This is a genomic window from Streptomyces sp. S4.7 (assembly GCF_010384365.1).
Lineage (GTDB): Bacteria > Actinomycetota > Actinomycetes > Streptomycetales > Streptomycetaceae > Streptomyces.
On sequence record NZ_CP048397.1, the window covers coordinates 1,280,681 to 1,304,927 of the forward strand.

Sequence of the window (24,247 nt, forward strand, 5' to 3'; positions counted from 1 at the left end):
GGGACGAGAAGGCCGGTCGCCTTTCCCGACGGGGTTTCCGTCAGGGCCGGCGACCGGCCTGCGCTGGACCGACAAGTGTACGACTCGTCCGGGGAAGGCGCGCGATGGGCGCTATCGCGCGTTGAAGTACTTCGCCTCGGGGTGGTGGATGACGATGGCGTCGGTGGACTGCTCGGGGTGCAGCTGGAACTCCTCGGAGAGCTCGACACCGATCCGGCCGGGCTCCAGGAGGTCGGCGATCTTGGCGCGGTCCTCCAGGTTGGGGCAGGCACCGTAGCCGAGCGAGAACCGGGCGCCCCGGTACTTCAGCGCGAACATGTCCTCGACCTGCGACGGGTCCTCGGCCGCGAAGCCCAGCTCGGAGCGGACGCGGGCGTGCCAGTACTCGGCGAGGGCCTCGGCGAGCTGGACGGACAGGCCGTGGAGTTCGAGATAGTCCCGGTAGGCGTTCTTCTCGAACAGCTCCGCGGTCACGCCGCCGATCTTCGAGCCCACCGTGACGACCTGAAGGCCCACCACGTCGGTCTCGCCGGACTCCTCCGGGCGGAAGAAGTCCGCCAGACACAGCCGCCGCCCGCGGCGCTGGCGGGGGAAGGTGAAGCGGGTCCGCTCCGCCCCGTCCTCGCCGAGCAGGATGAGGTCGTCCCCCTTGGACACACAGGGGAAGTAGCCGTAGACCACGGCCGCTTCCAGCATGTTGCCGGTGTGGAGCTTGTCGAGCCAGCCCCGCAGATGCGGCCGCCCCTCGGACTCCACCAGCTCCTCGTACGAAGGTCCGCCCTCACGGGCCTCCTTCAGGCCCCACTGCCCCTTGAAGAGGGCGCCCTCGTCCAGCCAGGAGGCGTACTCCTTCAGCTGGATGCCCTTGATGACGCGGGTGCCCCAGAACGGCGGCTCAGGAACCGGGTTGGTGGTCGACACGTCCGAGCGGACGGTGCCTTCCTCCACGGGCTCCTCCACCACCGCCGTCGCCGCGACCGGCTTGACGCGGCGCTGCTTCAGCTCCGGGAGTACGGCTCCGGGGACTCCGCGCTTGATGCCGATCAGGGCGTCCATGAGGCGCAGTCCCTCGAACGCGTCGCGGGCGTAGCGGACCTCACCCTCGTAGATCTCGTGCAGGTCCTGCTCGACGTATGCGCGGGTGAGGGCGGCGCCGCCCAGGATCACGGGGAAGTCGGCCGCCATCTTGCGCTGGTTCAGCTCCTGGAGGTTCTCCTTCATGATCACCGTGGACTTCACCAGCAGCCCCGACATGCCGATCACATCCGCCCGGTGCTCCGCGGCGGCTTCGAGGATCGCGGAGACCGGCTGCTTGATGCCGAGATTCACCACCGTGTAGCCGTTGTTGGACAGGATGATGTCGACCAGGTTCTTCCCGATGTCGTGCACGTCGCCCCGGACGGTCGCCAGGACGATGGTGCCCTTGCCGTCGTCGTCCGTCTTCTCCATGTGGGGCTCCAGGAAAGCCACCGCCTGCTTCATCACCTCCGCCGACTGGAGGACGAAGGGCAGCTGCATCTGCCCGGAGCCGAACAGCTCGCCGACGACCTTCATGCCGTTCAGCAGGGTGTCGTTGACGATCTCCAGAGCCGGCCGGGTCTCCAGTGCGGCGGCGAGGTCGTCCTCCAGGCCGTTCTTCTCCCCGTCGATGATCCGCCGCTCCAGCCGCTCGTCCAGCGGCAGCGCGAGCAGTTCCTCGGCCCGTCCGTCCTTCATCGACTTGGTGTTGACGCCCTCGAACAGCTCCATCAGCCTCTGGAGCGGGTCGTAGCCTTCTTCGCGCCGGTCGTAGATCAGGTCGAGTGCGACCTTGACCTGCTCCTCCTCCAGCCTCGCGATCGGCAGGATCTTCGACGCGTGCACGATCGCCGAGTCCAGCCCCGCCTTCACGCATTCGTCCAGGAAGACGGAGTTGAGGACGATGCGGGCGGCGGGGTTGAGACCGAAGGAGATGTTGGACAGACCCAGCGTCGTCTGGACATCGGGGTGGCGCAGCTTCAGCTCACGGATCGCCTCGATCGTCGCGATCCCGTCCTTCCGCGACTCCTCCTGGCCCGTGCAGATGGTGAAGGTGAGGGTGTCGATCAGGATGTCCGACTCGTGCACGCCCCAGTTGCCGGTCAGGTCCGCGATCAGCCGCTCCGCGATCGCGACCTTGTGTTCGGGGGTGCGGGCCTGGCCCTCCTCGTCGATCGTCAGGGCGATCAGCGCGGCTCCGTGCTCGACGGCCAGTTCGGTGACCTTCGTGAACCGCGACTGGGGCCCGTCACCGTCCTCGTAGTTCACCGAGTTGATGACCGCCCGCCCGCCGAGCTTCTCCAGCCCCGCCCGCAGCACCGGCAGTTCGGTGGAGTCGAGCACGATCGGCAGGGTGGAGGCGGTGGCGAAGCGGCCCGCGAGCTCCGCCATGTCCGCGACGCCGTCACGGCCCACGTAGTCGACGCACAGGTCGAGCAGGTGCGCGCCCTCACGGATCTGGGCACGTGCCATCTCGACGCAGTCGTCCCAGCGGCCCTCCAGCATCGCCTCACGGAACTTCTTCGACCCGTTCGCGTTCGTGCGCTCACCGATCGCCAGATACGACGTGTCCTGCCGGAACGGCACCGACTGGTACAGCGACGCCGCCCCCGGCTCCGGCCGCGCCACCCGCTCGGTGACATCCGCGCCCCGCACCCGCTCCACGACCTGACGCAAGTGCTCCGGGGTCGTTCCGCAGCAGCCGCCGACCAGCGAGAGGCCGTACTCCTGAACGAAGTTCTCCTGCGCGTCGGCGAGTTCACCCGCGGTCAGCGGATAGTGCGCGCCGTCCTTGCCGAGGACGGGCAGTCCGGCGTTGGGCATGCAGGAGATGGGGATACGTGAGTGGCGGGCCAGATAGCGCAGGTGCTCGCTCATCTCCGCCGGCCCCGTCGCGCAGTTCAGACCGATCATGTCGATCCCCAGCGGCTCCAGCGCCGTCAGCGCCGCGCCGATCTCCGACCCCAGCAGCATCGTGCCGGTCGTCTCCACCGTGACGGAACAGATGATCGGCAGGTTGGTGCCGGTGGCGTCGAGGGCCCGGCGGGCTCCGAGGATGGCGGCCTTCGTCTGGAGGAGGTCCTGTGTCGTCTCCACCAGCAGGGCGTCCGCGCCGCCGGCGATCATGCCCTCGGCGTTCCGCTGGTAGGCGTCGCGCAGGGTCACGTAGTCGACGTGCCCCAGGGTCGGCAGCTTCGTCCCCGGGCCCATCGAGCCGAGCACCCAGCGCTGCTGTCCGGTCGAGACGGTGAACTCGTCGGCGACCTCGCGGGCGATGCGGGCGCCGGCCTCGGAGAGTTCGAGGACCCGCTCGGGGATGTCGTACTCGGCCAGCGCGGCGAAGTTCGTACCGAAGGTGTTCGTCTCCACGCAGTCGACACCGACCGCGAAGTACTCCTCGTGGACCGAGCGCACGATGTCCGGGCGTGTCACGTTCAGGATCTCGTTGCAGCCCTCCAGGTCCTGGAAGTCCTCCATCGTCGGATCCTGCGCCTGGAGCATCGTGCCCATCGCCCCGTCGGCGACCACCACGCGCGTGGCCAGTGCCTCACGGAGGGCTTCGACTCGGGTCCGGCTGTCGGCGGAAATGCTGGAGGACGGGGCCATGAAAATACTCCCGGAGGTGCGACGGCTGTCGGCTTTGCGCCTTCAAGTGGAAGGGGCACCCGGCCAGGGTAGCGGTGACCGGCTCGCGGCGGCGGTCTGTTCCACGGGGCGGACGGTCGTGCTTCGGCCAAGTTGGAATTTGGTTGTCCGTCACACGGAGTCGGCATGGGCCGATATCGTTCAGCATTGTCGAACGACTGCGTCAGGGAGGGCCGGGCCGATGGCGAAGAGCATCCAGTCGCTCCAGCGCGCGGCGGCGGTGCTGCGGCTTCTCGCGGGCGGCGAGCGCAGGCTCGGCCTGTCCGACATCGCCTCCTCGCTCGGGCTGGCCAAGGGGACGGCGCACGGCATCCTGCGGACCCTCCAGGAGGAGGGGTTCGTGGAGCAGGACGCCGCGTCGGGCCGCTATCAGCTCGGGGCGGAGCTGCTGCGGCTGGGCAACAGCTATCTGGACGTCCATGAGCTTCGCTCCCGCGCCCTGGTGTGGACGGACGACCTGGCGCGGTCCAGTGGCGAGAGCGCGCATCTGGGAGTGCTGCACCTGGAGGGCGTCCTGATCGTGCACCACGTCTTCCGGCCGGACGACAGCCGGCAGGTGCTGGAAGTGGGCGCGATGCAGCCGCTGCACTCCACGGCCCTGGGGAAGGTGCTCGCGGCGTACGACCCGGTGGCCCGCGGCGAGGCCGTCAGAGGCACCCGTGAGCGGCTGACCGGGCGCACCGTCACCGATCTGGAGCAATTCGCGGCGATTCTCGAACTCACCAGGTCACGGGGGTGGGCGGCGGATGTCGAGGAGACCTGGGAGGGCGTGGCCGCGGTGGCCGCGCCGATCCATGACAGGCGGCGGATGCCCGTCGGGGCCATTGCTCTCACGGGAGCGGTGGAACGACTCTGCGAGGACGGCGGGATCCGTCCGGAGCTGATCACGGCGGTGCGCGAATGTGCCCGTTCGGTGTCCAGGGATGTCGGCGCCGGGCGGTTTTGAGTCGCATGGCCGATGATCTGAAGAGAACAAGGTTCCGGCGACAGGACCCTTGACGACTCCTTCACCCCAGGATGACACTGCCGTTCAGCGGTCGGCATTGTCGAACATTGATCGACGGGTCAACATGTGTGCACGACAAGGCCAGAGGCCGGCAACGCCCTCACCTGAGGGCTCGGACCATCGGTGCGAGCCGCTGGTCCGCCTTCCCCTGGACGAAGGAGTCTTGGGTGTCACACTTCGACATCTTCATAGGCGAGACCGTAGGTACCGCTCTCCTGATCCTGCTCGGTGGTGGCGTGGTCGCGGGCGTCGTCCTCAAACGCTCGAAGTCGCACGGCGCGGGCTGGGTCGCCATCAGCTTCGGGTGGGGATTCGCCGTCCTCACGGGTGCGTATCTCGCCGCGGGCGTCTCGGGCGCCCATCTGAACCCTGCCGTCACCCTCGGCCTCGCGATATCCGGCGGGACGGAGTGGAGCGATGTGCCGCTCTACATGGCGAGCGAACTGCTCGGCGCCGCCATCGGCGCCTTCCTGGTCTGGGTGACGTACATGGGCCAGTTCAAGGCCCATCTGACCGACCCGGAGATCCTCGCCGCGCAGCCCGCGGTCGAGGGGCTGGTCGACCAGAAGACCGCGCCCAAGGCCGGTCCCGTCCTCGGCGTCTTCTCGACGGGCCCGGAGATCCGGAACACCGTGCAGAACGTACTCACCGAGATCATCGCCACCTTCGCCCTGGTGATCGCGATCCTCACGCAGGGACTGAACGACGAGGGCAACGGCCTCGGGGTCCTCGGCGTGCTGATCACCTCGCTGGTGGTGGTGGGCATCGGTCTCTCGCTCGGTGGACCCACCGGATACGCGATCAACCCGGCACGCGACCTCGGCCCCCGAATCGTCCACGCGCTGCTGCCACTGCCCAACAAGGGCGGCTCCGACTGGACGTACGCCTGGATCCCGGTCGTCGCTCCGCTCATCGGCGGCGCCGCCGCGGCCGGTCTCTACAACGTGGCCTTCAAGTAGGCCCACACCCTTCCTCCGCCCTCCGCACCGAGCAGGAGCAGACACCGTGAGTGACACACAGAGCACCGGGACTTCCTCCCACGGAACGGGACCGTTCATCGCGGCCATCGACCAGGGCACGACGTCCAGCCGCTGCATCGTCTTCGACGTCGACGGGCGCATCGTCGCCGTCGACCAGAAGGAACACCGGCAGATCTTCCCGAAGCCGGGCTGGGTCGAGCACGACGCCAAGGAGATCTGGACCAACGTCCAGGAAGTCGTGGCGAACGCCATCGAGAAGGCCGGCATCACCAAGGCCGACGTCCTGGCGATCGGGATCACCAACCAGCGCGAGACCACCATGCTCTGGGACAAGAAGACCGGTGAGCCCGTACACAACGCCATCGTCTGGCAGGACACCCGCACCAGCTCCCTGGTGAAGGAACTGGGCCGCAACGTCGGCCAGGACCGGTTCCGCCGTGACACCGGGCTGCCACTGGCGACCTACTTCGCCGGTCCGAAGGCGCGCTGGCTGCTCGACAACGTCGAGGGGCTGCGCGAGCGGGCCGAGAGCGGCGACATCCTCTTCGGCACCATGGATTCCTGGGTGATCTGGAATCTGACCGGTGGTGTCGACGGCGGTGTGCACGTCACGGACGTCACCAACGCCTCCCGCACGATGCTGATGCGCCTCGACACGCTGGAGTGGGACCCGAAGATCTGCAACTCGATCGGTGTCCCGATGGCGATGCTGCCGAAGATCCGCTCCTCCTCCGAGGTGTACGGAACGGCCAAGGGCGGCCCGCTGAACGGGATTCCGGTCGCCTCCGCCCTCGGTGACCAGCAGGCGGCCCTCTTCGGCCAGACCTGTTTCGCGGAGGGCGAGGCCAAGTCGACGTACGGCACGGGCACGTTCATGCTCATGAACACCGCCCACAAGCCGGTCAACTCCTACAACGGACTGCTGACCACGGTCGGCTACCGCATCGGCGACGAGCCGGCGGTGTACGCGCTGGAAGGCGCCATCGCGGTCACCGGCGCGCTGGTGCAGTGGATGCGCGACCAGCTGGGCCTGATCAACTCCGCCCCCGAGATCGAGACCCTGGCCTCCTCGGTGGAGGACAACGGCGGCGCGTACTTCGTCCCGGCCTTCTCCGGGCTGTTCGCACCCCACTGGGACTCGGCCGCCCGCGGTGTCATCGCCGGTCTCACCGGCTACGTCACCAAGGCGCACCTCGCCCGCGCGGTGCTGGAGGCCACGGCCTGGCAGACCCGCGAGATCAGCGACGCCATGACCAAGGACTCCAAGGTCGAGCTGACGTCCCTGAAGGTCGACGGCGGTATGACCGCCAACAACCTGCTGATGCAAACCCTCTCCAACGTCCTCGACGCGCCCGTGGTGCGTCCGATGGTCGCGGAGACCACCTGTCTCGGCGCCGCGTACGCGGCCGGGCTCGCGGTCGGCTTCTGGCCGGACACCGACGCGCTGCGGGCCAACTGGCGCCGGGCCGCGGAGTGGACGCCGGACATGGACCCGGCGAAGCGCGAGCGCGAGTACAAGAACTGGCTCAAGGCCGTGGAACGCACCAAGGCCTGGGTGGACGAGGACGACGAGAGCTAGGCCCTGTCCGGCCCAGGCGTTTCGTCCGAGCGAGGAGACACCATGACCACCCTTCACAGCAGTCCCGCCCTCGGCACGCACCCGTCCGGCGGCTCACTCCCGAGCCGCGCCGAGACCCGGGAGCAGTTGTCCCGCGCCACCTACGACCTGCTGGTCATCGGTGGCGGCATCCTGGGCATCTCCACGGCCTGGCACGCCTCCCAGTCGGGACTGCGGGTGGCCCTGGTGGACGGTGGCGACTTCGCGGGCGCCACCTCCTCCGCCTCCTCCAAGCTGCTCCACGGCGGTCTGCGCTATCTCCAGACCGGCGACGTGCGGCTGGTCGCCGAGAACCACTTCGAGCGCCGCGCGGTCTCCCGCCGCGTGGCGCCCCATCTGGCGAACCCGCTCACGTTCTATCTGCCCGTCTACAAGAACGGGCCGCACAGCGCGGCCAAGCTGGGCGCCGGTGTGTTCGCGTACTCGGCGCTCTCCGCGTTCAACGACGGCGTCGGCCATCTGCTGAGCCCGGCCAAGGCACGGCGTGCGGTGCCCGAACTGCGCACGGACAATCTGCGGGCCGTGGCCGTGTACGGCGACGACCAGATGAACGACGCGCGGATGGCCGTCATGACGGTCCGCGCGGCCGTCGAGTCGGGGGCCGCCGTCCTCAACCACGCCCAGGTGACCGGATTGCGGTTCACCGGCGGCCGGGTGACCGGCGCCGACCTCAAGGACGGTATGGACGGTACGGAGTTCGGGGTCGACGCCCGGCTCGTACTGAACGCCACCGGTCCCTGGGTCGACCATCTGCGCCGGCTGGAGGACCCGCGGTCCGAGCCCTCCATCCGGCTCTCCAAGGGCGCGCACCTCGTGCTGCGGCGCACCGCCCCGTGGAACGCGGCGCTCGCGACGCCGATCGACAAGTACCGCATCACCTTCGCCCTCCCCTGGGAGGACATGCTGCTGCTCGGCACCACGGACGAGGTGTACGAGGGCGATCCGGCGGACGTCGCGGTCACCGACGCGGACATCCACCAGATCCTGGACGAGGCGTCGCTCTCCGTCCGGGACCAGCAGCTCTCGCGTGAGCTGATGACCTACTCGTTCGCCGGTCTGCGGGTGCTGCCCGGCGGTCCCGGTGACACCTCGACCGCCAAGCGGGAGACGGTCGTCACCGAGGGCAGTGGCGGCATGCTGTCGGTGGCGGGCGGCAAGTGGACGACGTTCCGCCATATCGGCCGTACGGTGCTGGACAAGCTGGAGACGCTGCCGGGACGTCCGCTCGGCTCGGACATCGAGCCCACGTCGCGGCTGCCGAAGATGCTGCCGCTGCCCGGCATCGCCAATCCGCAGGCGGTGACGCACCGGCTGCTGATCGACGGCGGGGCGCACGGCGACGGCATCGCGCGGGACACGGCGCACCATCTGGCCAGGCACTACGGTTCGCTGGCGTTCGACATCGCGCGGCTGGCGTACGAGCGGCCGGAGCTGGGCGAGCGGATCCACCCCGACGCCCCGGAGATCTGGGCGCAGGTCGTGTACGCGCGGGACCACGAGTGGGCGGAGACGGCGGACGACGTGCTGCGGCGGCGTACAACGCTGACGATCCGGGGACTGGCCACGGACGCGGTCCGGGCCCGGGTCGAGGAGCTGCTGAGCAAGCGGAACACCTGAGCGGGCGGGAAGCGGGCGGGGTGGGCGGTCACGCCGGACGGCGGACGGCACGCCTCGAATGAAGTTCCGAAAAGGCACCGGGGTCGGGAGCACCGACCCCGGTGTCGCCGGTCGAGGAGAACTCCGGCGGAACGGGGCGCCGGACGCCTGCGGAGACGCATAATGGAGGCCGATACATCGGATGTATGGAGGTCGCCCATGGCTGTCACCGACGAGGCCATCGAGAAGATCAAGGGAATGATCGTCTCGGGCGCACTGCGCCCGGGGGACCGCCTTCCCAAGGAGAGCGAGCTCGCCGCCGAACTGGGCCTGTCGCGCAACTCGCTGCGTGAGGCGGTACGCGCCCTGTCGCTGATCCGCATTCTCGACGTACGGCAGGGCGACGGGACGTACGTCACCAGCCTCGATCCTCAACTGCTCCTCGAAGCGCTGAGCTTCGTCGTCGACTTCCACCGCGACGACACGGTGCTGGAGTTCCTGGCGGTACGGCGGATCCTGGAGCCGGCCGCCACGGCGATGGCCGCCTCCCGCATCAAGGACTCCGAACTGGACGTGCTGGGCGAGCAGTTGGACGCCCTCGGGGAGGACCCCTCGGTGGAGGAGCTGGTCGCGTCCGATCTGGAGTTCCACCGCGGCATCGTGCAGACCTCGGGCAACTCGGTGCTCTGCTCCCTGCTTGACGGTCTGTCGGGACCGACGACCCGGGCCCGGGTGTGGCGTGGGCTCACGCAGGAGGACGCGGTCAGCCGGACCCTGCACGAGCACCGGGCGATCCTGGCCGCGCTGCGCGACCGGGACGCGGAGGCGGCCAGATCGTGGGCGACGGTGCACATCGCGAGTGTGGAGCAGTGGCTGCGCTCGACCCTCTGACAGGGGGAGGGACGGAGACCCGACGAACGGGCCTCCCCGGGAGACGGATTCGTCCCGGCGAGGCCCGTCCACGTGCCGGTCCGCCTCGGCGGCGGACCGGCGTCGGATCGGCGGCGGACCGGCGGTCAGTCCTGCTTCTCACCGCTGGCGAACCGCGAGATGACCAGGGCGACGATGATGATCGCGCCGTTCAGGAACTGGTTCCAGAGCGCGGGCACGCCGCCGAGCGTCATCACGTTGACCACCAGCTGGAGCGTGAGCACACCGGTCAGCGCGCCGAAGAGCGTGCCGCGCCCGCCCTTGAGGCTGATGCCGCCGATCACGGCGGCGGCGAAGACCTGGAAGATCCAGCCGTTGCCCTGGGTGGCGGCGACGGAGCCGTAGTGCCCGGTGTAGAGGATGCCGGCGAAGGCCGCGAGGACACCGCCGATGGCGAGCACGATCCAGGTGATGCGGTCGACCCTGATACCGGCGGCCCGCGCGGCCTCCGGGTTGCCGCCGATGGCGTACAGGGAGCGGCCGTGCCGCAGCCAGGCGAGCGACGCGCCGCCGATGGCGAACAGCGCGAGACAGATCCAGACGGCGGCGGGCGCCCCCAGCCAGTCGGTCTTGCCGAGGTAGCGGAAGGACTCCGGGACGTCGGTGATCGACTTGCCCTCGGTGATGCCGATCTGGAGGCCGCGCAGCATCGTGAGCATGCCGAGAGTGGCGATGAAGCCGTTGACCCGCAGCTTCAGGATCAGGAAGCCGTTGATCACGCCGACGACCAGGCCGACCAGCAGACACGCCGGGATGGCCGACCAGACGGGCAGGATGTCGAGGCCCGCGAACCGGCCGCCCTCGGACGGCAGCACCATCCACATGGCGACGACCGGCGCGATGCCGATGGTCGACTCCAGCGACAGGTCCATCCGGCCGCAGATCAGGATCAGCGCCTGGCCGAGCACCAGCAGGCTCAGTTCGGACGACTGCTGCACGACGCTGATCAGGTTGTTGGAGGTGAGGAAGACCGGCGAGACGATGAAGCCGATCACCATCAGCACCAGGATCACCGGTACGAGCGAGAAGTCGCTCCACCTGATGAACCTCAGCCGGCTCAGCGGGTGGTCGTCGTCGCGCTCCTTGTCGAGCACCGGCGGTCGTATCGTCTCGGTCATCAGCTCTCCCCCACACCTTCCATGGCGGCGACCAGTTCCCGGTCGGTCCACCCGCTCCCGAACGTTGCCACCACTCGCCCGTGGAACAGGGCCAGTACGCGGTCGCAGACCCGTAGATCATCCAGCTCGTCCGAGATGATCACGGCCGCGTTTCCCTCATCGGCCACCCGGCGCACGACGCCGAGCAGCGAGTCCTTCGACTTGACGTCGACGCCCGCCGTGGGGCGCAGCGCCACCAGCACGCTGGGCGCGCGGGCCAGGGCCCTGGCGACGACCACCTTCTGCTGGTTGCCGCCCGAGAGGCCCGAGACCGGCTGCTCGGGCCCTGTCGTCTTGATGTCCAGCGAGTCGATCATGGACCGGGCGAACTCCCTGGTACGGGAGGGCAGTACGGTCCCCCACGGGCCGAGCTGGTCGGCGACCGTGAGTGTGGCGTTCTCGGCGACGCTGCGGTTCAGTACGAGCCCCTGGAGGTGCCGGTCCTCGGGGATGTAGCCGATCCCGGCGTCCAGGGAGTGCGGGACGCTGCCCGGCCGCACCGTACGGTCGCGGACCGCGATCCGGCCCGCCGTCGCCTTGCGCATGCCGACCAGGGTCTCGCCGAGCGCGGTGTTGCCGCTGGCCGCGGCCCCGGCCAGACCGAGGACCTCACCGGGGCGCACTTCGAGGTCGAGCGGTTCGAACTCGCCCTCCAGACAGAGCCCTTCGGTGGTCAGTACGGGCTCCACCGTGCGGTCCGGGGCCACCGCGTGCGCGGCGTGCCAGGCCGCCGTCGAACTCGCCGCGTCCCCGGTCATGGCCGTCACCAGGTCCGCCTTGGCCAGGTCGGCGACCGGTGCGGTCAGGACGTGGCGGGCGTCGCGGTAGACGGTGACGGCGGTGCACAGCTCGTACACCTCCTGGAGGTGGTGGGAGATGAAGAGGAACGCCACCCCCTGGCTCTGGAGGTCCCGGAGCTTGTCGAAGAGGCTGTCGATGCCACGGGCGTCGAGCTGGGCCGTGGGCTCGTCCAGGATGATGAGGCGGGCGCCGAACGACAGGGCGCGCGCGATCTCCACGAACTGCCGCTGTTCGACGGCCAGATCCTTGGCCCTGGTGTCCGGGTCGACGCTGACGCCGTACTCGGCGAGCAGTTCCTCGGCCCGCGTGCGTAGCCGGCGCCAGCTGATGAACCGGCCGCCGGCCCCGGAACGGCTATTGGTGAGGCCGTAGTTGTTGAGGAAGAGATTCTCGGCGACGGTCAGGTCGGGCACGACCATCGACTTCTGGTAGACGCAGGCGACCTTGGACTGCCAGGCCGAGATGTCGCCGAAGGCGGGCGCCGGCTCGCCACCGAAGCTCACCTTGCCCGCGTCGGCCTCGTGGAGTCCGGTGAGGACATGTACGAGGGTGGACTTGCCGGCGCCGTTGCGCCCGACGAGTGCGTGCGACTCGCCGGGCGCGACGGTCAGCCGGACACCGTCGAGCGCCACGGTGGGACCGAAGCGCTTGACGATGCCTTCCGCGTGGACGGCGGGCGCCGGCGCTCCGGCCGCGGGTGCCTGGGCGTGATGCATGGTTAGCTCTTCTTTTCCAGCTGGTTGGCCCACAGCGCCTTGTCGTCCACGTTCTCCTTGGTCACCAAGGGCGCGGGGAGCTGGTCCTCGAACCCGCCCGGGATCTTGATGATGTTGGAGCCGTGGTCGGTCGGACCCTCCTTCGGGGTCTTCCCGGCCAGCGCCTCCTTCGCGTAGTACAGGGCGTACTTGGCGTACAGGTCGGCCGGCTGGGAGATCGTGGCGTCGATCTTGCCCGCCCGGATCGCGTCCAGCTCCTCCGGGATGCCGTCGTTGGAGATGATCGTGATGTGGCCCTTCTCCCCCGGCGGCTTGAGGAGCTTCTTCTGCTCCAGCAGCGCGAGCGTGGGCTGCAGGAAGACGCCGCCGGCCTGCATGTAGATGCCGCCCAGGTCCGGGTGTGCGGCGAGGGTGGACTGGAGCTTGGCGGAGGCCACTTCGCCCTTCCACTCGGTGGCCAGCTCGAACACCTTGATGTCCGGGAACTTCTCGTCCATGCACTTCTTGAACGCCTCGGAGCGGTCGCGGCCGTTGATGGAGGAGAGGTCGCCCTGGAACTCGGCGACCTTGCCCTTGCCGCCGAGCTGTTCACCGAGGTACTCGCACGCCTTCTGGCCGTACGCGCGGTTGTCGGCCCGCACGACCATGTAGACGTCGCCCTTGTCGGGGCGGGTGTCCACGCTGACCACGGGGATCTTCTTCTCGTTCAGGTTCGCCAGCGTCTCCGCTATCGCGCCGGTGTCCTGCGGGGCCATGACCACGGCCTCGGCGCCCTGGTCGGTGAAGGCCTGGACGTTGGAGACGAGCTTGCCGATGTCGTTCTGCGAGTTGGTCAGCGACAGGGCGTCGATCCCCTCGTCCTTGACGCCGGACTCGATGTACTGCTGGTAGGAGTTCCAGAAGTCGCTGTCACTGCGCGGCAGGTCGATGCCGACCTTGCCGCCGCCTTCGGCGTCCCCGCCCTCCGAGTCACGGTTGCAGCCCGCCAGGGCCGTGACCGCGAGCAGCGCGGCGCAGGCCGCGGCGCTCGTACGCAGTGCGGTGCGTGGGGATCGCCCCACAGGGTGTCGCAGCATTGGTTGTCCGTCCTTGGGTGAGTGTCGGCTCAGAGCTCACAGGTTCAGGGGCTGTCGGGTGACTTCGATCGGAAGGCGGGCGCGGTCTGGTGCGTGCGATTCCAAGGCGCCGGAGTGTCCTCGTAGCGGAGCTACTAGGGCATTTCGGCAACGCGGGAAGCGTGCGTGCCAGGGCGTGAACGCCCGATCAGAGGTCATCCGACAGCCCCTGAGGAGGTGGCGGGGCGCAGGCGAAGTCCCTGCATTCCGCCGTCGACCGCGAGTGCCGTGCCCGTTACGGCAGCCGCGGCGGGGCTTGCGAGATAGACGACCGCGGCGGCGACCTCGTCCGCACCGACCAGCCGTCCCGTGGGCTGGCGTGCTTCGAGGGCGGCACGTTCGGCCGCGGGATCGGGTGCCCGGTCGAGCAGGCGTCCGACCCACGGGGTGTCCGCGGTACCGGGGTTGACGCAGTTGACGCGGATGCCCTCACGGACGTGGTCGGCGGCCATCGCGAGGGTCAGCGAGTACACGGCGCCCTTGCTCGCGCTGTACAGGGCGCGTTGCGGGAGCCCCGCCGTGGCGGCGATGGAGCAGGTCTGGGTGATCGAGACGTGGCCGGGCCGGTCGGCGGCGGCGCGCCGCAGGTGGGGCAGCGCGTGACGTGCGGTGCGGACCATGCCGAGGACGTTGATGTCGATGACCCGCAGCCATTCGGCGTCGTCGTTTTCGGTGACGGTACCGATGGCGCCGATCCCGGCGTTGGACACGACGGTGTGCAGGGCCCCGAACTCGGCGGCGGCCGCGTCGACCGCCGCGCGGACGGCGTCGTCGTCCGTGACGTCGGCCTTGAGCGCCAGGGTGCCGGCGGGGGCGGAGGCGGTGTCGCGGTCGAGTACGGCCACGCGCGCGCCGCGCTCCAGCAGCAGGGTCGCGACGGCCGCGCCGATGCCGGAGGCACCACCGGTGACGAGGGCGCCCAGGCCCGTGAAGTCGCCTGTGCCGTGTGCTGCCGTCATGAGTTGACCTCCTCGGTGGTGCGGCGGGCCTGCCAGACGGGCCCTTCGGGGTAGCGGTGCGCGGCGATGGACTCGGGACGCATCCGCGCGGAGAAGCCGGGTGCGACGGGTGCGACGTAGCGGCCGGAGTCGATCACCACCGGGTCGGTGAAGTGCTCGTGGAGGTGGTCGACGTACTCGATGACCCGGTCGTCCCACGTGCCCGAGACGGCAACGTAGTCGAACATCGCCAGATGCTGGACCAGTTCGCACAGGCCGACCCCGCCGGCGTGCGGGCAGACCGGTTTGCCGTACTTGGCGGCGAGGAGCAGGATCGCCAGGTTCTCGTTGACGCCGGCGACGCGTGCCGCGTCGATCTGGACGAAGTCGACGGCGTCGGCCTGGAGCAGCTGCTTGAACAGGACGCGGTTGGCGCCGTGTTCGCCGGTGGCGACCTTGACGGGCTGTCCGGCCCGGACGGCGGCGTGGCCGAGGATGTCGTCGGGGCTGGTGGGCTCCTCGATCCAGTGCGGCTCGTGGGGGGCCAGTGCGGTCATCCAGCGGATCGCGTCGGGGACGTCCCATCGCTGGTTGGCGTCGACGGCGATACGGATGTCGGGGCCGACCGCCGCGCGGGCGAGCTTCATCCGCCGTACGTCGTCGTCGATGTCGCCGCCCACCTTGAGCTTGATCTGCTCGAAGCCGTCGGCGACGGCCTGTTCGGCGAGGGTGACGAGTTTGGTGTCGGAGTAGCCGAGCCAGCCCGGTGACGTGGTGTACGCGGGGTAGCCCTCGGCGCGCAGCCGGGCGGCGCGTTCGGCGCGGCCGGGTTCGGCGGCGCGCAGGATGTCCAGCGCCTCGGCCGGGGTGAGGGCGTCGGTGAGGTAGCGGAAGTCGACGAGTGAGACGAGTTCCTCGGGTGTCATGGAGGCCAGGAACTCCCAGACGGGCAGGCCCGCGGTCCTGGCCGCGAGGTCCCAGGCCGCGTTGATGACCGCGCCCGCGGCCATGTGCATGACGCCCTTCTCCGGACCGAGCCAGCGCAGCTGCGAGTCGTGGGTGAGCTCGATGTGGAGCGCGGCGAGATCGGCGGCGGTACGTGGCGCGTGGCGGCCGATCACGTACGGGCGCAGGGCCTCGATGGCCGCGGCGAGTACGTCGTTGCCCCGGCCGATGGTGAAGCAGAACCCGTGGCCCTCGGCGCCGTCGTCGGTGCGCAGCACCACGTACGCGGCGGAGTAGTCGGGGTCCGGGTTCATGGCGTCCGAGCCGTCGAGCTGTTCCGAGGTCGGGAAGCGGATGTCGTGTACCCCGAACTCTGTGACGGTCTGACTCACTGCACGCCCCCTGAGAAGAACATCGGACCTCTTCGGTCATCCGATGTATAGCGTCGTTGGCGGGTAAACGTCCAGGGGCGGAACGAAATTTACGGTCACAGCTCGGATGAATTCTCCGGTTCGTTGCGTCGGCACCCCCAGCCATGCCCAGCGACGCGGAAGTTCACCCGCGCGTGCACGGGGGCTGCGGACGGGTGGCTGATAAGCCGTAAGGTTGGTCCGTACGTTCAGAGAACACTTCGGAAGGAGGCCTGGGTGATCGAGCTCGAGGGGGTACCCGAGCTGATCGACCCGGTCATGGTGGCCGCGTTCGAGGGCTGGAACGACGCAGGCGACGCCGCTTCCACGGCGGTCGGGCATCTGGACCGGGAGTGGAAGGGCGAGGTGTTCGCGGCGCTCGACGCCGAGGACTACTACGACTTCCAGGTCAACCGGCCCACGGTCTGGCTGGACGGCGGCGTGCGGAAGATCGTCTGGCCCACGACCCGGCTGTCCGTGGTCCGGGTCGGCGGGGAGAAACCCCGTGACCTGGTACTGGTCCGCGGCATCGAACCGTCCATGCGCTGGCGCTCCTTCTGCAACGAGATCCTGGGCTTCGCCCACGAGCTGGGCGTGGAGATGGTGGTGATCCTGGGCGCGCTGCTCGGCGACACCCCGCACACCCGTCCGGTGCCGGTCAGCGGCGTGACCTCGGACGCGGACCTGGCCAGGACGATGGACCTGGAGGAGACCCGGTACGAGGGCCCGACCGGCATCGTCGGCATCCTCCAGGAGGCGTGCACGCACGCGGGGGTGCCCGCGGTGAGCCTGTGGGCCGCCGTACCGCACTACGTCTCGCAGCCGCCCAACCCGAAGGCCACGCTGGCCCTGCTGAACCGGCTCGAGGACCTGATCGGGCTGCGGATCCCGCTGGGCGAACTGGCGGAGGACGCGCGGGCCTGGCAGCTCGGGGTGGACCAACTGGCCGCCGAGGACAGCGAGGTGGCGGAGTACGTGCAGTCGCTGGAGGAGGCCCGGGACACCGCGGAGCTGCCGGAGGCGTCGGGCGAGGCCATCGCGCGGGAGTTCGAGCGGTATCTGCGCCGGCGCGACGGCGGTCCCGGCCAGGCGCCGGGCGGGCACGCCACGGAGAGCGGCGAGGGCTCGGGGACGTATCTGCGCGATACGTCGGGCCCGGGACGCGGCAGACCGCCGCGGGCACCGCGGCCGGGACCGGGGCCGGAGTCGGGCGCCGAGCCCGACACGGGGCCGGGTGCCGGGCCGGACGGGAAGCCGGGGCCGGACGCCGGCCCGGGGGACGACGAGGATTCCTCGGACGACTGAGCGCGGCCCGGTGGCCGGGCCACCGGGCCGGGCGGCGGGCCGCGAACGCGGCCCCTCCGACCGCGGTGACGGACCGGCCACCGGGCTGACCCGGTGGCCGGTCCGTCACCGGCTACAGCGCGATTCCCAGCAGCGCGTCGACCGTGCGGGACACCACTCCGGGCGCCCCCTCGTCCGTACCGCCCGTGGCTTCCTGGAGCGCGGCCCACCGGTCGACCGCGGCCAGCGCCGCCGGGGCGTCCAGATCGTCCGACAGCGCCTCACGCACCTCTTCCACCAGGCTCGCGGCCGACGGGCCGTCGGGCCGGGACACGGCGGCCCGCCAGCGCTCCAGCCGCGCCACGGCGGTTTCGAGCACCTGGTCCGTCCACTCCCAGTCCGCGCGGTAGTGGTGCGCGAGCAGCGCGAGCCTGATGGCGGCCGGGTCCACGCCTTCGCGGCGCAGGGTCGAGACGAAAACCAGATTGCCCTTGGACTTGGACATCTTCGCGCCGTCGAGCCCGACCATCCCGGCGTGCACGTACGCCTTCGCGAACGGGTACTCGCCGGTCAGCGCCTGTGCGTGCGAGGCGCCCATCTCGTGGTGCGGGAAAGCCAGATCGCTGCCGCCGCCCTGGACGTCGAAGCCCATGCCGAGATGGTCGAGGGCGATGGCCACGCACTCGATGTGCCAGCCGGGCCGGCCGCGGCCGAGGCTCCCGCCGTCCCAGCTCGGCTCACCCTCACGGGCGGCCATCCAGAGCATCGGGTCGAGGGGGTTCTTCTTGCCGGGGCGCTCGGGGTCGCCGCCGCGCTCGGCGGAGAGCAGCCGCATCGTCTCGGCGTCGAGACCGGACACCTCGCCGAAGTGCGGGTCGGCCTCGACGGAGAAGTAGACGTCGCCGTCCAGGACGTACGCCACGCCGCTGTCGCACAGCCGCTCCACGAGCGGCACGATGCCCGGTATCGCCTCGACAGCGCCGATGTAGTGCCGGGGCGGCAGCATCCGCAGCGCCGTCATGTCCTCACGGAAGAGGGCGGTCTCGCGCTCGGCGAGCCCGGTCCAGTCCTCTCCGTCACGCGCCGCCCGCTCCAGGAGCGGGTCGTCGATGTCGGTGACGTTCTGGACGTACTCGATCTGCCGCTTGGTGTCGAGCCAAACGCGCTGCACGAGGTCGAACGCGTTGTAGGTCGCCGCGTGGCCGAGGTGCGTCGCGTCGTACGGCGTGATGCCGCAGACATAGATACGGGCGACGGGGCCGGGGGCGACGGTGACGGGACCACCGGTCGCTGTGTCGTGAATCCGGAGGTCGCGGCCCTTGCCGGGCAGGGCGGGGACATCGGAAGCGGGCCAGGCATGCATGTCATGAGCGTAACCGGACGTTGGTTCCGGATACGAACCGGACCGGGCCCGTTGTCCGGTTCGGCGCTCTTGCGTCATCGGCCTGTTGATGTGTGGTCGACGGTCAGACCGGCGGCCAGGGGATCGCGGGCCACTGTCCGGACGGCTTCGGATGAAGTCCCGTACGGCGCATCTCCTGGACCCGGGACCGGACGGCCTCCGTCTCGGCCGGTGTGATCAATTCGGCCAACCGGGTGGTGAGCGGGGTGCCTTCGGCCAGTTCGGCGGCCAGCCGGTCCAGCACGGTCACGGCCTCGGCGGGCAGCGGCTCCCCCGCCCAGCCCCAGAGCAGGGTGCGCAGTTTGTCGTCCACGTTGAAGGTGACGCCGTGGTCGATCGCGTACAGCCGGCCGCCTGCCGCGGGAAGCAGATGGCCGCCCTTGCGGTCGCCGTTGTTGATCACGGCGTCGAGGACGGCGAGCCGCCGCAGCCGCGGGTCGTCCGCGTGCACCAGCAGCGCCGTACGGCCCTCGCCGACCTCGGCGAAGCCGATCGCCTTCCAGCCCTCGGCCGGCTCCTTTTCCTCGACCAGGGCGAGGAGTTGGGGAGGGGCGTCGCTCTCGTCGGCCTCGATCCACAGCTGGCACATGCCCTCGCCGTACGGACCGTCACGCAGGACCGTGGGCGGGACGAGACCCCAGCCGGTCACCTCGGAGATCTCGTACGCGGCCACCTCGCGCCGGGCGAGCGTCCCGTCGGGGAAGTCCCAGAGCGGCTGCTCCCCCGCGACGGGCTTGTAGACGCACAGCGCCTCCTCGCCCTCGTACGACACCGCGCAGTACAGAACCGCGTTGGAGGCCTCACGGATCCGGCCGCGCACGGCCAGTTCGCCCTTGGTGATCAGATCGACCGCTGTCACGCTCATGCGTCGCGGCGGTATCCGTTCTGGCGCGGGCATACGTGTCCCTCCGGGTCGAGCGGCAGACTGCACAGCGGGCACGGCAGCCGGCCTGCGTTGACCACGTCCAGGGCACGTTTGGCGAAGGCCCTCGCCTGGGCGCCGGACAGCCGGACGCGGAGCATCGGCGGGCCGTTCTCCTCGTCCTGGAGCAGCCGTTCCTCGGCGTCGGCGAGGTCCTCGTCGGTGTCCGCGTCGAGTTCGACCAGGGCCTGGGCCTCGACGATCATGCGCTGTTCGTCGCCGTCCCAGGCCAGCGCCATGGTGCCGACCCGGAACTCCTCCTCGACGGGTGCGTCGAGCGGTGCGGCGTCGGCGACGTCGGTGGGTGCCACGGCGGGCACCGGCGCGTTGCCGCCGGTACGGCGCACGACCTCGTCCAGCAGCTCATCGATCCGCTCGGCGAGCGCGGCGACCTGGGTCTTCTCCAGGGCCACGCTCGTGACGCGGCCCGAGGCGGATGCCTGGAGGAAGAACGTACGGCGGCCAGGCAGCCCGACCGTACCGGCCACGAAGCGGTCCGGCGGGTCGTAGAGGAACACCTGACGGGACACGTCCTGTCTCCCTTGGGAATTGACGGAAAGGGGCGGGCCGGGGGCACCCGGAGAGCGAAAGCTCCGGGGTGGCACGGACGGCCCGTCCACCCTACTGCGCGCGGAGATCACGGCGCGCCGGTGCCACCGCCCACGACCGCCGTACCGCCGCCGTCCTTCTTTCCGCTCTCGCCGCTCTCACGCGGTGCCAGGGAGCCGAGGTCGCCGGTGTCGCCCAGCCGCACCACGAACGGGCGCAGCCGGGTGTACCTGATGGCGGTGACGGAACACGGGTCGGCGTGGATCCGCTGGAAGAGGTCGAGATGCATGCCGAGCGCGTCGGCCACCAGGGATTTGATGATGTCGCCGTGCGAGCACATCAGATAGACGGCGCCCTCGCCGTGCTCGGCCTCGACGCGGGTGTTCCAGTCCCGTACGGCGTCCACGGCGCGTGCCTGCATCGCGCGCATCGACTCACCGCCGGGGAACGCGGCGGCCGAGGGGTGCTGCTGCACGTGCGACATCAGCGGTTCGTCGGCCAGTTCCGAGAGCTTGCGCCCGGACCAGTCGCCGTAGTCGCACTCGCTGATCCGCTCCTCCTGGTGCGTCTCGATGCCGGGGCGGGCCTCGAGCAGTGGCCGGACCGTCTCCAGGCAGCGCTGGAGCGGGCTGGTGACGACGGCGGCGAGCGGCAGACCCGCGAGCCGTCCCGGCAGGGCGGCGGCCTGTGCGACGCCCTGCTCGTCGAGCGCGACGCCGGGGGTCCGGCCGGCGAGGACGCCCGAGGTGTTGGCGGTGGAGCGCCCGTGCCGTACGAGGATCAGGGTGGCCATGGCGGCCAGCCTAAACGCTCCGCCGACGGAGGCGGCCGTCTCCCGGGCGACGGGCACCGGGCGTACGGCGCGCGCGGCGCGGACGCGGCGCAGGTGCGTCAAAGTCCGCTGCCCGGGAAGAATGTCCGGCGTGATCGTTGACAGTGCCATCTACCGCGACGGGCGCCGTACGGACGGGCCCGCCGATCTGTCCGACGCCCTCGCCGAGGCGCGGGCCGAGGGGAACGCCTTCCTCTGGGTCGGGCTGCACGAGCCGACGGAGAACGAGTTCGAGCGCGTCAGCAGCGAGTTCGGCATGCACCCGCTGGCGGTGGAGGACTCCCTCAAGGCACATCAGCGGCCCAAGCTGGAGGTCTACGACGACTCCCTGTTCATGGTGCTGAAGCCGGTGGTGTACGACTCCGAGCACGACACCGTCTCCAGCGGTGAGCTGATGGTCTTCGTCGGCGACTCGTTCGTGGTGACGATCCGGCACGGCGAGGGCGCGCCCCTGCACGCCGTACGCCAACGGCTGGAATCGGAGCCCCAGGTGCTCAAGCACGGGCCCACCGCGGTTCTCTACGCCGTCAGTGACGCGGTGGTCGACCACTACCTCGACGTCGGCTCCGAACTCCAGGTCGACCTGGAGGAGCTGGAGTCGCAGGTCTTCGCGCCCACCGAGGGCAGCTCGGGGCGCCGCGAGGCGGGCGACCAGCCGGCCGCGGAGCGGATCTACACCTTCAAACGGCAGGTGCTGGAGTTCCGCCGGGCCGCCGGGCCGCTGGCGGCGCCGATCTCGCGGCTCACGCGCTCCGGGGTCCCCTTCGTCCAGGAGCGGTCGCAGCCGTTCTTCCGGGACGTGGACGACCATCTGACGCGCGTCAACGAGCAGGTGGAAGGGCTCGACCGGCTCCTGTCGGACATCCTGTCCGCCCATCTCGCGCAGATGGGCGTGCGGCAGAACGACGACATGCGCAAGATCTCGGCCTGGGCGGCGATGGCGGCCGTGCCGACGCTGCTCGCGGGGATCTGGGGCATGAACTTCCAGCACATGCCGGAACTCGGTCAGGTGTGGGGATATCCGGCCGCGCTGGTCCTGATGGTGGGCGCGGTGACATTCCTGCACCGGCTGTTCAAGCGCAACGGCTGGCTCTGACGGCTCGACCGGTCGCCGGCCCGGCGCCGCCCCGGGGCGAGGAGGGGCCGGCGTCCCTGGGGCCCCGGCGTTTCGATCGTGGCGGCGTTCCGGCGTTCCGGCGTGCCGATCGTGGCGGCGCGGCGACGTGGCGGCGCGGCGACGTGGCGGCGCGGCGACGTGGCGACGCGGCGGCGCGGCGACGGCTCAGAAAGCGGCGGCGGTCGCCGGGCCGCCCAGCGCGTCGCGTCGCTCCGGCATCGAGAGGCTGGCCATCCGACGCCAGCCGCCCGCCCGCTCCACCGCGTACAGACCGTGGATCCCGGCGGTCAGCAGCGCCGACTTGGCCCGGGGCCAGCCCAGGACGCGTCCCATGTGGTCCATCACGGCGATGCTGACGTCGCGGTAGATCCGGATCTCGGCCCGCGCGCTCTCCTGGAGCACCCGGTGGATGGTGCGGCCGTGACCCCGGCGCGCGAGGCGCAGCAACTCCTCGTGGCAGTAGGCGAGGTGGTTGACCTCGTCGGCACTGATGATCTTGATGGCGTTGCCGACGAGCGGGTGGTCGCCGAAGTACCTCACCAGCATGTCCATCTGGTCGGCGGCACGCTGTTCGGTCACCCGGCTGTGGGAGAGGTAGACGACGACGTCCTCCTCGGTCAGCGGGTCGTTCCGGCGCAGTTTGTCGTGCGGGAGGCCGATACCCTGCTTTTCGAGCAGCATCGTGTAGTCGGTGGCGGGCGGGACGTCGACCGGCTCCAGACCTCGCCGCTTGAGCAGCGCGTCGAAGATCCGACCGTGCTTCTCCTCGTCGGCGCCGTGCCGGGTGATCTTGGGTGCGAGATCCCGCATCCCTTCGGGTACCAGCGCGGCGATACGGCCGTTCTCCCAGCCGCCCTGGGCCTCGCCGCTTGCCGCGATGGAGCAGAAGAGCCGGAAGGAGTCGTCGTTGTCGAGGATTTCCGCGAACAGGCCTCGGGCCGAGAGCATCGAATGCCACCTCCATGCCGGATGTCCCCACAGACACCGGCACAAGGAGTCAAATCCGACACGGGGGAACAGGCAACAGCTCAGGGCCCTGACTCGGCCGAAGGAGGGAGACCCGGGGGCACGTCCGTACGTATGCGGGGGCGCGTAACCGGGTGGAGGGGCGGGGCGTTGTCCTTCATGACGGCCGTGGCGGGGAAGACCCCCGAGCCCCCACCACGGCCGCGGACTTCCTCGTCCGTCCGGATGGCGTCTCGTACCGCCTCAGGTGACGAGGCCGGCCAGTTCCAGGGCCTCGGTGCCCGCGCGCAGGGCCGCGAGCCGTTCGTCGAGGGTGAAGCCGGCGGGAGCGAGCGTCAGCGTCGTGACACCGGCCGCGGCGTACGCCTTCATCCGGCCGGCGATCCGCTCCACCGAGCCGAGCAGCGTCGTCGAGTCGATCAGCTGGTGCGGTACGGCCGCGCCGGCCCCGTCCTTGTCGCCGCTCAGGTACTTGTCCTGGATCTCCGCGGCCTCGCGCTCGTACCCCATGCGCTGGGCCAGCTGGTTGTAGAAGTTCTGCTTACGGCTGCCCATTCCGCCCACGTAGAGCGCGGTGTACGGGCGGAACATGTCGGCCAGCGCGTCGATGTCGTCGCCCAGCGCGATCGGCAGGGTCGGACAGACGTCGAATCCGTCCATGGTCAGACCGGCCTTCTCGCGGCCCGCGCGCAGATGCCTGAGCGCGGTCTCCTCAAGATGCTCGGCCGAGGGGAAGATCAGCAGGGCGCCGTCGGCGATCTCGCCGGTCTGTTCCAGGTTCTTGGGGCCGATCGCGGCGATGTAGAGCGGGATGTGCTCACGCTCGGGGTGGACCGTGAGCTTGAGCGGCTTCCCGGGACCGCCGGGCAGCGGCAGGGTCCAGTGCTCGCCCTCGTAGGAGAGGCGCTCGCGGGACATCGCGCGGCGGACGACCTCCACGTACTCGCGGGTGCGGGCCAGCGGCTTGTCGAACTTCACGCCGTACCAGCCCTCGGAGACCTGCGGCCCGGAGACGCCGAGGCCGAGGCGGAACCGGCCGCCGGAGAGGGAGTCCAGCGTGGCGGCCGTCATCGCGGTCATGGCGGGCTGACGGGCCGGGATCTGCATGATCGCCGAGCCGACGTCGATGCTCTCCGTCCGGGCGGCGACCCAGCTCAGCACGGTGGGGACGTCGGAGCCGTACGCCTCGGCTGCCCAGCAGACGTCGTAGCCGAGCCGGTCGGCCTCCTGGGCGACGGCGAGGTTGTCGCTGTCCATTCCGGCGCCCCAGTAGCCGAGATTGATGCCGAGCCGCATAACC

General features: G+C 70.2%; 19 protein-coding genes. 7 read left to right on the forward strand and 12 right to left on the reverse strand.

The features are described from left to right. Nucleotides 1-111: 111 nt before the first annotated feature. A complete protein-coding gene (metH, locus tag SSPS47_RS05635; RefSeq protein WP_164249193.1) occupies nt 112-3,624 on the reverse strand; it encodes a methionine synthase in 3,513 nt (1,170 codons plus the stop codon). Between the two features lie 220 nt (nt 3,625-3,844). On the opposite strand from metH, the gene SSPS47_RS05640 reads away from it, so the two are divergent. From SSPS47_RS05640 to SSPS47_RS05660, 5 genes are all read left to right on the forward strand, one after another. Further along, nucleotides 3,845-4,609, forward strand: a complete 765-nt coding sequence (locus SSPS47_RS05640; RefSeq protein ID WP_164249195.1) for an IclR family transcriptional regulator — start codon at nt 3,845-3,847, stop codon at nt 4,607-4,609. A gap of 227 nt (nt 4,610-4,836) precedes the next feature. Further along, nucleotides 4,837-5,628, forward strand: coding sequence for an MIP/aquaporin family protein (locus tag SSPS47_RS05645; protein ID WP_147877377.1), 792 nt, complete (start codon nt 4,837-4,839; stop codon nt 5,626-5,628). Between the two features lie 46 nt (nt 5,629-5,674). Continuing rightward, nucleotides 5,675-7,228: a glycerol kinase GlpK gene (glpK, locus tag SSPS47_RS05650; RefSeq protein WP_164249197.1), complete on the forward strand. Its 1,554-nt coding sequence runs from the start codon at nt 5,675-5,677 to the stop codon at nt 7,226-7,228. 42 nt (nt 7,229-7,270) lie between these two features. After that, on the forward strand, nt 7,271-8,884 hold the full coding sequence (locus SSPS47_RS05655) for a glycerol-3-phosphate dehydrogenase/oxidase (protein ID WP_164249199.1): 1,614 nt from the start codon (nt 7,271-7,273) through the stop codon (nt 8,882-8,884). Nucleotides 8,885-9,082: 198 nt separating this feature from the next. Beyond that, nucleotides 9,083-9,754 (forward strand): FadR/GntR family transcriptional regulator, encoded by a 672-nt coding sequence (locus SSPS47_RS05660; RefSeq protein ID WP_164249201.1) that lies wholly within the window; start codon nt 9,083-9,085, stop codon nt 9,752-9,754. A 125-nt stretch (nt 9,755-9,879) separates the two neighbouring features. Here the strand turns inward: SSPS47_RS05660 and SSPS47_RS05665 are convergent, their stop codons facing one another. From SSPS47_RS05665 to SSPS47_RS05685, 5 genes are all read right to left on the reverse strand, one after another. After that, nucleotides 9,880-10,911, reverse strand: a complete 1,032-nt coding sequence (locus SSPS47_RS05665) for an ABC transporter permease (protein WP_164249203.1) — start codon at nt 10,909-10,911, stop codon at nt 9,880-9,882. Next, nucleotides 10,911-12,467 carry a sugar ABC transporter ATP-binding protein gene (locus tag SSPS47_RS05670; protein ID WP_164249205.1) on the reverse strand — a complete coding sequence of 519 codons (1,557 nt, stop codon included), beginning with the start codon at nt 12,465-12,467 and terminating at the stop codon, nt 10,911-10,913. Before SSPS47_RS05670 ends, SSPS47_RS05665 begins: the two co-directional genes overlap by 1 nt. 2 nt (nt 12,468-12,469) lie before the next feature. Next, nucleotides 12,470-13,543, reverse strand: coding sequence for a sugar ABC transporter substrate-binding protein (locus SSPS47_RS05675; protein ID WP_164249207.1), 1,074 nt, complete (start codon nt 13,541-13,543; stop codon nt 12,470-12,472). A 194-nt stretch (nt 13,544-13,737) separates the two neighbouring features. After that, a complete protein-coding gene (locus SSPS47_RS05680) occupies nt 13,738-14,541 on the reverse strand; it encodes an SDR family oxidoreductase (RefSeq protein ID WP_164249209.1) in 804 nt (267 codons plus the stop codon). Further along, the gene (locus SSPS47_RS05685) at nt 14,538-15,857 is read right to left on the reverse strand and encodes an enolase C-terminal domain-like protein (protein WP_164249211.1); all 1,320 of its coding nucleotides are present in this window, start codon (nt 15,855-15,857) and stop codon (nt 14,538-14,540) included. Before SSPS47_RS05685 ends, SSPS47_RS05680 begins: the two co-directional genes overlap by 4 nt. A gap of 255 nt (nt 15,858-16,112) precedes the next feature. Here SSPS47_RS05685 and SSPS47_RS05690 point away from each other — a divergent pair, with 255 nt between their 5' ends. Beyond that, nucleotides 16,113-17,180: a PAC2 family protein gene (locus tag SSPS47_RS05690; protein WP_147877386.1), complete on the forward strand. Its 1,068-nt coding sequence runs from the start codon at nt 16,113-16,115 to the stop codon at nt 17,178-17,180. Between the two features lie 112 nt (nt 17,181-17,292). Here SSPS47_RS05690 and mshC read toward each other — a convergent pair whose 3' ends face one another. From mshC to SSPS47_RS05710, 4 genes are all read right to left on the reverse strand, one after another. Further along, on the reverse strand, nt 17,293-18,522 hold the full coding sequence (mshC, locus tag SSPS47_RS05695; RefSeq protein WP_164249213.1) for a cysteine--1-D-myo-inosityl 2-amino-2-deoxy-alpha-D-glucopyranoside ligase: 1,230 nt from the start codon (nt 18,520-18,522) through the stop codon (nt 17,293-17,295). Between the two features lie 103 nt (nt 18,523-18,625). Next, nucleotides 18,626-19,459 carry an SCO1664 family protein gene (locus SSPS47_RS05700; protein ID WP_164249215.1) on the reverse strand — a complete coding sequence of 278 codons (834 nt, stop codon included), beginning with the start codon at nt 19,457-19,459 and terminating at the stop codon, nt 18,626-18,628. Continuing rightward, nucleotides 19,423-20,013, reverse strand: a complete 591-nt coding sequence (locus SSPS47_RS05705) for a DUF3090 domain-containing protein (protein WP_164249216.1) — start codon at nt 20,011-20,013, stop codon at nt 19,423-19,425. Before SSPS47_RS05705 ends, SSPS47_RS05700 begins: the two co-directional genes overlap by 37 nt. Before the next feature lie 107 nt (nt 20,014-20,120). Beyond that, nucleotides 20,121-20,825, reverse strand: a complete 705-nt coding sequence (locus tag SSPS47_RS05710) for a histidine phosphatase family protein (RefSeq protein WP_164249218.1) — start codon at nt 20,823-20,825, stop codon at nt 20,121-20,123. A gap of 121 nt (nt 20,826-20,946) precedes the next feature. Between SSPS47_RS05710 and corA the strand changes: the two genes are divergently transcribed. Further along, nucleotides 20,947-21,960 (forward strand): magnesium/cobalt transporter CorA, encoded by a 1,014-nt coding sequence (gene corA, locus SSPS47_RS05715; RefSeq protein WP_164249220.1) that lies wholly within the window; start codon nt 20,947-20,949, stop codon nt 21,958-21,960. Between the two features lie 186 nt (nt 21,961-22,146). Here corA and SSPS47_RS05720 read toward each other — a convergent pair whose 3' ends face one another. Both SSPS47_RS05720 and SSPS47_RS05725 read right to left on the reverse strand, forming a co-directional pair. Continuing rightward, the gene (locus tag SSPS47_RS05720; protein WP_164249222.1) at nt 22,147-22,929 is read right to left on the reverse strand and encodes a ferritin-like domain-containing protein; all 783 of its coding nucleotides are present in this window, start codon (nt 22,927-22,929) and stop codon (nt 22,147-22,149) included. A gap of 261 nt (nt 22,930-23,190) precedes the next feature. Continuing rightward, nucleotides 23,191-24,243: an LLM class F420-dependent oxidoreductase gene (locus SSPS47_RS05725; RefSeq protein ID WP_164249224.1), complete on the reverse strand. Its 1,053-nt coding sequence runs from the start codon at nt 24,241-24,243 to the stop codon at nt 23,191-23,193. Nucleotides 24,244-24,247: the final 4 nt, after the last annotated feature.